Origin of the sequence: Streptomyces sp. SID5910, assembly GCF_009862125.1 — a bacterium.
Taxonomy (GTDB): domain Bacteria; phylum Actinomycetota; class Actinomycetes; order Streptomycetales; family Streptomycetaceae; genus Streptomyces.
In genome coordinates, this window is sequence record NZ_WWHX01000777.1 from 1 (window position 1) to 7,140 (window position 7,140).

The window sequence follows — 7,140 nt, forward strand, 5'->3', positions numbered from 1 at the left end:
GCCTCCACCCCCGGCGACGACGATGACGACGACCTCGCCGACACCACCCCCCGGGGCGCCGCCCTGGCCGCCGGGCTCAGTGCGCAGCTGGCCCGCGAGGAGGCCGGATCCCCCGCGTCAGGGGCGGCCGCGGAGCAGGCCGGCCCCGACAGCGCCCTCTGGGACGACCGCGCGCTGCCCCTCCTCCCGCTCCAGCCGCCGCGCACCGGCCGCGAGGTCCTCACCGACCACATCACCGCGATGGTGTGCTGCGCCGCGATGGACACCGCAGGAGCCGCGCCCGGCCTCGACTGGCTCGACGGCCCGTCCCTCCTGGTCAACGGCGTCCGCGCCGCCGACCTGGCCCCCCGCGTCCGCAGCCTCGTAGAGACCGGCGACCCGGCCCCCCTGCGCGCCTGGCTGGCCGAGCTCGGCATACGCGCGGAGAAGCCCGTACGCCTGGTCTGAGGCCGTGGGTCCCCGGTACCGGACGCTTCGACTCCACTTTCGGTCACTTCGCGACGAACAGTGACAGCACGAGCGCCACATGTGATGTGCTGGGACCGATCGCGCACATGGCAAAGGCAGGCGTCATACGCACGACCACGGGGGCACGAGGGAGGGGGCGGTCCCATGGGGCCCGAACACATCCGCCGCTGGGAGTCGGGAGCACTCGCGCACGCCGTGACGGATCCCTTCGGCCAGGGACCCGTGCCCTGGCTGCGCGGCGGCGAGACCTACTTCAGCGACACCGGCCAGGTCGTCCCCTGGTACGTGGACCCGGAGCCGGACCCGTCCGCCACCGGAGCGGGCCGGCGGAGCCCCGAGCGCCGCTCCACCACCGGCGGCCCCCGCGCCGCCGACGACGTCCGCCGCCAGATCAAGGGCTTCACCGCCACGGGAGCCGCCGCCCCCGGCGAGGCCATCGACTTCCACATCACCGTCGACCCGCCGCAGCAGTTCAGCGTCGACGTCTACCGGATCGGCCACTACGGCGGAGACGGCGCCGCCAAGATCACCACCAGCCCCCGCCTGTCCGGCATCGTCCAGCCCCCGCCGCTCACCGCCGACCGCACGGTCTCCTGCCACCACTGGTGGCTGTCCTGGCGGCTCCAGATCCCGTCGTACTGGAACATCGGCGCGTACGTCGCCGTCCTCACCACCGCCGACGGCTACCGCTCCCACGTCCCCTTCACGGTCCGCGACGACCACCCGGCCGACCTGCTGCTGCTCCTGCCGGACATCACGTGGCAGGCGTACAACCTGTATCCCGAGGACGGGCACACCGGCGCCAGCCTGTACCACGCCTGGGACGAGGAGGGACGGCTGCTCGGCGAGGACGACGCCGCGACGACCGTCTCCTTCGACCGGCCGTACGCCGGCGCGGGCCTGCCCCTGCACGTCGGCCACGCCTACGACTTCATCCGCTTCGCCGAGCGCTACGGCTACGACGTCGCCTACGCCGACGCCCGCGACCTGCACTCCGGCCGCGTCGACCCGACCCGCTACCGGGGCCTGGTCTTCCCCGGCCACGACGAGTACTGGTCCACGGCCATGCGCCGCACCACCGAGAAGGCCCGCGAGCACGGCACGTCCCTGGTCTTCCTCTCCGCCAACACCATGTACTGGCAGGTGGAGCTGGCCCCCTCCCCCTCCGGCGCCCCCGACCGCCTGCTGACCTGCCGCAAACGCCAGGGCCCCGGCCGCCCGGCACTGTGGCGGGAGATCGACCGCGCCGAACAGCAGCTCCTCGGCATCCAGTACGCCGGCCGCGTCCCCGAACCGCACCCGATGATCGTCCGCAACGCCGGCCACTGGCTCTGGGAGGCCACCGGCGCCCAGGAGGGCGACGAGATCGAGGACCTGGTCGCCGGCGAGGCCGACCGCTACTTCCCGCGCACCCCGCTCCCCGCGCACGACGAGCGCGTCCTCCTCGCCCACTCCCCGTACACCGACGTCCACGGCGCCCGGCGCCACCAGGAGACCTCCCTGTACCGGGCGCCGTCGGGGGCCTGGGTGTTCGCGTCCGGGACGTTCGCCTGGTCCCCGGCCCTGGACCGCCCCGGCCACGTCGACCCGCGGGTCCAGCGGGCCACCGCCAACCTCCTGGACCGCATCTGCAAACGCGACTGACCAGGCCCTACGGCCACCCCGCAGGGAGATCGACCACCGCGTACGGGAGAATCGACGTACTTGGACAGAACCACGGGGAGGAACCGTGTCCGGATTCGTCGAAAAGCCCGAGCCGCTTGAGGTTCCGGGCCTGGTGCATCTGCACACCGGCAAGGTGCGCGACCTGTACCGGAACGAGGCGGGCGACCTCGTGATGGTCGCCAGCGACCGCATGTCCGCCTACGACTGGGTGCTGCCCACCGAGATCCCCGACAAGGGCCGGGTGCTCACCCAGCTCTCCCTGTGGTGGTTCGACCAGCTCGCCGACCTCGTCCCGAACCACGTCCTGAGCACCGCGCTGCCCGAGGGCGCCCCCGCCGACTGGCAGGGCCGCACCCTGATCTGCAAGTCGCTGCGCATGGTCCCCGTGGAGTGCGTGGCCCGCGGCTACCTCACCGGCTCCGGCCTCGCCGAGTACGACCAGACCCGCACCGTCTGCGGCCTCGCCCTCCCCGAGGGCCTCGTCGACGGCTCGGAGCTGCCCGCCCCGATCTTCACCCCGGCCACCAAGGCCGAGGTCGGCGAGCACGACGAGAACGTCTCCTACGAGGAGGTCGCCCGCCAGACCGGCGCCGACACCGCGGCCCGCCTGCGCCAGGCCACCCTGGCCGTCTACTCGCGCGCCCGGGACATCGCCCGCGAGCGCGGCATCATCCTGGCCGACACCAAGTTCGAGTTCGGCTTCGAGGGTGAGGACCTGGTCCTGGCCGACGAGGTCCTCACCCCGGACTCCTCCCGCTTCTGGCCGGCCGACCAGTGGCAGCCGGGCCGCGCGCAGGCGTCGTACGACAAGCAGTTCGTGCGGGACTGGCTGACCTCGGCGGAGTCCGGCTGGGACCGCAAGAGCGAGCAGCCGCCGCCGGCGCTGCCGCAGCAGGTCGTGGACGCGACCCGCGCCAAGTACGTCGAGGCGTACGAGCGCCTGACGGGCGTGCGCTGGTAGCACGCGGAGACACGAAGAAGCCCCCGGCCTGGACCGGGGGCTTCCTCCTGTGGAGCGAACGACGAGGTTCGAACTCGCGACCTCAACCTTGGCAAGGTTGCGCTCTACCAACTGAGCTACGTTCGCCTGCGCCGCGACTTCCGCCGTGGTGCGTGAGCAACTATACCCAACCCCGCTCCCGTGCGAGCCGCACCGTCGCGTGCCGGTTCTCCGCGCCGAGCTTCGCGGCGGCCGACGACAGGTAGTTCCGCACGGTCCCCTCGGCGAGCGCGGCCCGCTCGGCGATCTCCGCGACGGGCGCCCCGTCGGCCGCGTACTCCAGCAGTTCGGCCTCCCGCGCGGTCAGCGGCGAGTCCCCGGCGGAGATCGCGTCCGCGGCCAACTCCGGGTCGACGTAGCGGTTTCCGGCATGGACGGTGCGGATCAGCTCGGCGAGCCGCTGGGCGCTGACGGTCTTGGGGACGAATCCGCGCACACCGGCCGCGAGGGCCCGCTTGAGATGTCCGGGCCGCCCGTGACTGGTCACGATCAGCACCTTGCAGCCGGGCAGTTCGGTGCGCAGGGATGTGGCGACCTTCACACCGTCCGCGCCGGGCATCTGGAGGTCCAGGACGGCCACGTCCGGCGCGTGCGCCCGTGCCATCGCCAGGGCCTCCGGGCCGGTCGCCGCCTCGGCGACCACCATCAGGTCGTCCTCCAGCGAGAGCAGCGCGGCCAGCGCACCGCGGATCAGGTGCTCGTCGTCGGCGAGCAGAACGCGTACGGCCGTCACGACGCGACCTCCAGCACCGCGCCGGCGGCCAGGGGCAGCGGCACCTCGGCCGTGAGCCGGAACACGCCCCCGCCCGCGGGCCCGGCCTCCAGCGTGCCGTCCACGGCGGCCAGCCGCTCCCGCAGCCCGGCGAGCCCGGACCCGTCGGAGGCACCGGCGCCCGCGGGCGTACCCGCCGTCTCCGGCACCCCGTCGTTCTCCACCGTCAGCACCACACGCCCCTCCGACAGCCGCACCACCACGGCACACGTCCCCGCGTCCCCGTGCCGCAGCACGTTCGTCGTCGCCTCCCGCACCACCCAGCCGAGCGCCGACTGCACCTCGGCGGGCAGCCCGGCCGGGTCGCCGCGCACCTCGCAGTCGATGCCGGCCGCTCCCAGCACGCCCCGGGCACCGGCGAGTTCGGCCTCCAGGTCGGCCTCCCGGTAGCCGCGGACGACGTCGCGGACCTCCCGCTGGGACTCCTGCGCGATGCGCTGCACCTCGATCATCTGCTCCACCGCCTCGGGCCGCCCGCGCCGGGACAGCTGTACGGCCAGCTCGCTCTTGAGGGCGATCACGGCCAGGTTCCGCCCCATCACGTCGTGCAGGTCGCGGCCGAACCGCAGCCGTTCCTCGGCGACGGCGAGCCGGGCCCGGGTCTCCCTGGCCTCGTCGAGCTGGTAGACCGCGTTGAGCAGCCAGACGGAGAAGACCGAGGTGAAGGCGAGGAACCCGCCGCCGAGCAGCACGAAGCACGCCGTCATGAGCGATTCGAGGCCCGGCCGGCCCAGCGGGAAGGACACGGCCCCGGCACCGAACGCGAAGCCGCTGACGACGGAGACCACCCGGCGCCGGTTGTGCACGCCGAGCGTGATCATGCCGGCGCCGAAGCACAGCACGCCCCCGAAGACCCCCCACGCCGTGGCTTCAGCGTCCGGTCCGCCCGGTCCGCGCTCGGCGAGACCGATCGCGCCGACGGCGATCACCGCGGTGAGCCCGGCGAGCGTCCACAGCAGCCGGACGGGCTGTGGACTCCGCCCGCGCGTCCAGTCCAGGGCGCGCGAGGCGACCAGCATGCAGAGCGCGGCGTGTGCGGCGACCAGCAGGGACAGCCCGGCCGCGAGCCGCGGCCCGATCTGGGCGAAGCCCGGCACCCCCAGCACGAGGAACTCGATGACCCCGAAGAAGTGGAACGACCACCGTGTGTACGTCTCCACCTTCGCCGGCGTGCTCTTGCCCCGCCACCAGCGCTGCGGCCTGCGCATCTCCCCGCTCACCCCGCTCTCCCCGGTCCGTGTCCGCCCGACCCGTCCGTCCGTCAGCGTCGCGGTTCCCAGCGGAACCACCGCCGTACAGCAAACACCGCGACCACCGTCCAGGCCACCGCCGTGGCGAGGGCACCCAGGGTCCCGGACGCCGACAGGTCGCCGGTCCAGCCGCCGCGCACCAGCGTGACGACGGGCGTCAGCGGCAGCAGCTCGCAGACGGAGGCCAGCCGGTCGGGCAGCAGCTCCAGCGGGATGAACAGCCCGGAGCCGAACATCGCGACGAAGGTCAGCGGGAGCGGGGTGACCTGGGCGCTCTCGCCGGTGCGGGTGAAGCTCGCGGTGACCGCGGCGAGCGCGGCGCACATCACCAGGCCCAGCAGCAGGCCGACGACGGCGAGGTGGGGTGCGGGCGGTGCGGGCAGGTCCAGCAGGGCGAAGCAGCCGGCCGCGAGCAGCAGGCTCTGCACGAGTCCGCTGAGGACGGCGGGCATCGCGGACCCGGCGAGGATCTCCGCGTCCCGCAGCTCTCCCGTGCGCAGCCGCTTGAGGACGAGTTCCTCGCGGCGGACGACGAAGACGCCGACGAGGGCGGAGTAGACGGCGAAGAGCAGGGAGAAGCCGATCGCAGCGGGCAGCACGAGCGTGCCGGTGGTCAGTCCGGCCTCGCCGAGGTCCATCTCCTTGGACGCCGAGTACACGCTGAACGGCAGCACCAGCGGCACGAACATCGCGGCGAAGACGGTGCCCTTGTTCCGTCGCAGCAGGGTGAGTTCGGCGCGGGCGAGGGCGGTCATCCGGCTCGCGGGCGTGGTGGCCGGCGACCTCCCGGCGCGCGGCGCGGGTGCCTTCGTGTCCGTGGCGCTCATGCCGCGTACTCCTTCGTCGTCGTGGCCCCGGACGTCCTCGCGGACGCCTCCTTCGCGATCCCGAGGAACGCCTCCTCCAGGGATGCCGACCGGACGTCCAGGCGGCGCAGTTCCACCCCGGCCCGGTCGGCCCACACCAGCAGGCCGGTGGCGGCGCGCTGCAACTCGTGGGTGCGCAGCCGGACGAGCCGGCCGTCGGTCTCGTGGCCGCTCACGCCCAGCTCGCCGAGCGGCGGCAGATCGCCCGGGAGGTAGCCCTCGGGCAGCTCGAAGGAGATCCGGGAGGGCTCGGTGGCGGTCACCTCGGCCGGGGTGCCGGTGGCGGCGATGCGGCCCTCGTGCAGGATGGCGAGCCGGTCGGCGAGGTCCTCGGCCTCCTCCAGGTAGTGCGTGGTCAGCAGTACCGTCGTCCCCGCGTCGCGCAGGGTGCGCACCAACTCCCAGGTGCCGCGGCGGCCTTCGGCGTCCAGTCCGGTGGTGGGCTCGTCGAGGAACAGCACCTCGGGTTCGCCGAGCAGCGCGAGCGCCAGGTCGAGGCGGCGCCGCTCGCCCCCGGAGAGCTGCTTGACGCGGGTGCCCGTCTTGCCGGACAGCCCGACCAGCGCCAGCACCTCCGCCTCGGGCCGGGCCCCGCTCACACAGCCCGCCCACATCCGCGCGGTCTCGGCGACGGTCAGCTCGGACGGGAAGCCGCCCTCCTGGAGCATGACCCCGGTGCGGGGGCGTACGGCGGCGCGCTCGGTGTACGGGTCGTGCCCGAGGACGCGCACCCGGCCGCCGGCCGGTGCGGCGAGGCCTTCGAGGAGTTCGACCGTCGAGGTCTTGCCGGCCCCGTTGGTGCCCAGCAGCGCGAAGATCTCGCCGCGGCGCACGGAGAAGTCGATCCCGCGCACCGCCTCGAACCCGCCCCCGTACACACGCCGCAGGTCGGTGACCTCAATCACGTGTTCGTGTCCGTTTGCTCGCATGCTCCGAGCATCCCGGTCCGCCGGGCCCTGCGTCAGTGCGGGCCGTCATCGCTCGGCATGACAAATGTCAGACGGCGGCCCGGTCACTCGCGCCCGGGCGCACGAAAAGACCCCGGTCCGTGGAGGACCGGGGTCTGATTCCCGAGCGGACGACGAGGCTCGAACTCGCGACCTCAACCTTGGCAAGGTT

6 protein-coding genes, 1 tRNA gene and 1 pseudogene are annotated in these 7,140 nt (G+C 73.5%); 3 read left to right on the plus strand and 5 right to left on the minus strand.

All coding sequences use genetic code 11. From position 1 onward, the window contains the following. From GTW67_RS27525 to GTW67_RS27535, 3 genes and pseudogenes are all read left to right on the plus strand, one after another. Positions 1-447, plus strand: a pseudogene (locus GTW67_RS27525) (hypothetical protein); the annotation flags it as partial. A 165-nt stretch (positions 448-612) separates the two neighbouring features. Beyond that, the gene (locus tag GTW67_RS27530) at positions 613-2,112 is read left to right on the plus strand and encodes a N,N-dimethylformamidase beta subunit family domain-containing protein (RefSeq protein WP_161167471.1); all 1,500 of its coding nucleotides are present in this window, start codon (positions 613-615) and stop codon (positions 2,110-2,112) included. An 85-nt stretch (positions 2,113-2,197) separates the two neighbouring features. Then, a complete protein-coding gene (locus GTW67_RS27535; RefSeq protein ID WP_161167472.1) occupies positions 2,198-3,094 on the plus strand; it encodes a phosphoribosylaminoimidazolesuccinocarboxamide synthase in 897 nt (298 codons plus the stop codon). A gap of 50 nt (positions 3,095-3,144) precedes the next feature. Here GTW67_RS27535 and GTW67_RS27540 read toward each other — a convergent pair. The 5 genes from GTW67_RS27540 to GTW67_RS27560 form a co-directional block, all read right to left on the minus strand. After that, positions 3,145-3,220 (minus strand) — tRNA-Gly (locus GTW67_RS27540). A 34-nt stretch (positions 3,221-3,254) separates the two neighbouring features. Beyond that, positions 3,255-3,866, minus strand: a complete 612-nt coding sequence (locus tag GTW67_RS27545; protein ID WP_161167473.1) for a response regulator — start codon at positions 3,864-3,866, stop codon at positions 3,255-3,257. Beyond that, the gene (locus GTW67_RS27550; protein ID WP_161167476.1) at positions 3,863-5,113 is read right to left on the minus strand and encodes a sensor histidine kinase; all 1,251 of its coding nucleotides are present in this window, start codon (positions 5,111-5,113) and stop codon (positions 3,863-3,865) included. Before GTW67_RS27550 ends, GTW67_RS27545 begins: the two co-directional genes overlap by 4 nt. Positions 5,114-5,166: 53 nt before the next feature. Then, on the minus strand, positions 5,167-5,982 hold the full coding sequence (locus GTW67_RS27555; RefSeq protein ID WP_161167474.1) for an ABC transporter permease: 816 nt from the start codon (positions 5,980-5,982) through the stop codon (positions 5,167-5,169). Then, positions 5,979-6,950: an ABC transporter ATP-binding protein gene (locus tag GTW67_RS27560; RefSeq protein ID WP_161167475.1), complete on the minus strand. Its 972-nt coding sequence runs from the start codon at positions 6,948-6,950 to the stop codon at positions 5,979-5,981. Before GTW67_RS27560 ends, GTW67_RS27555 begins: the two co-directional genes overlap by 4 nt. Between the last annotated feature and the right edge of the window lie 190 nt (positions 6,951-7,140).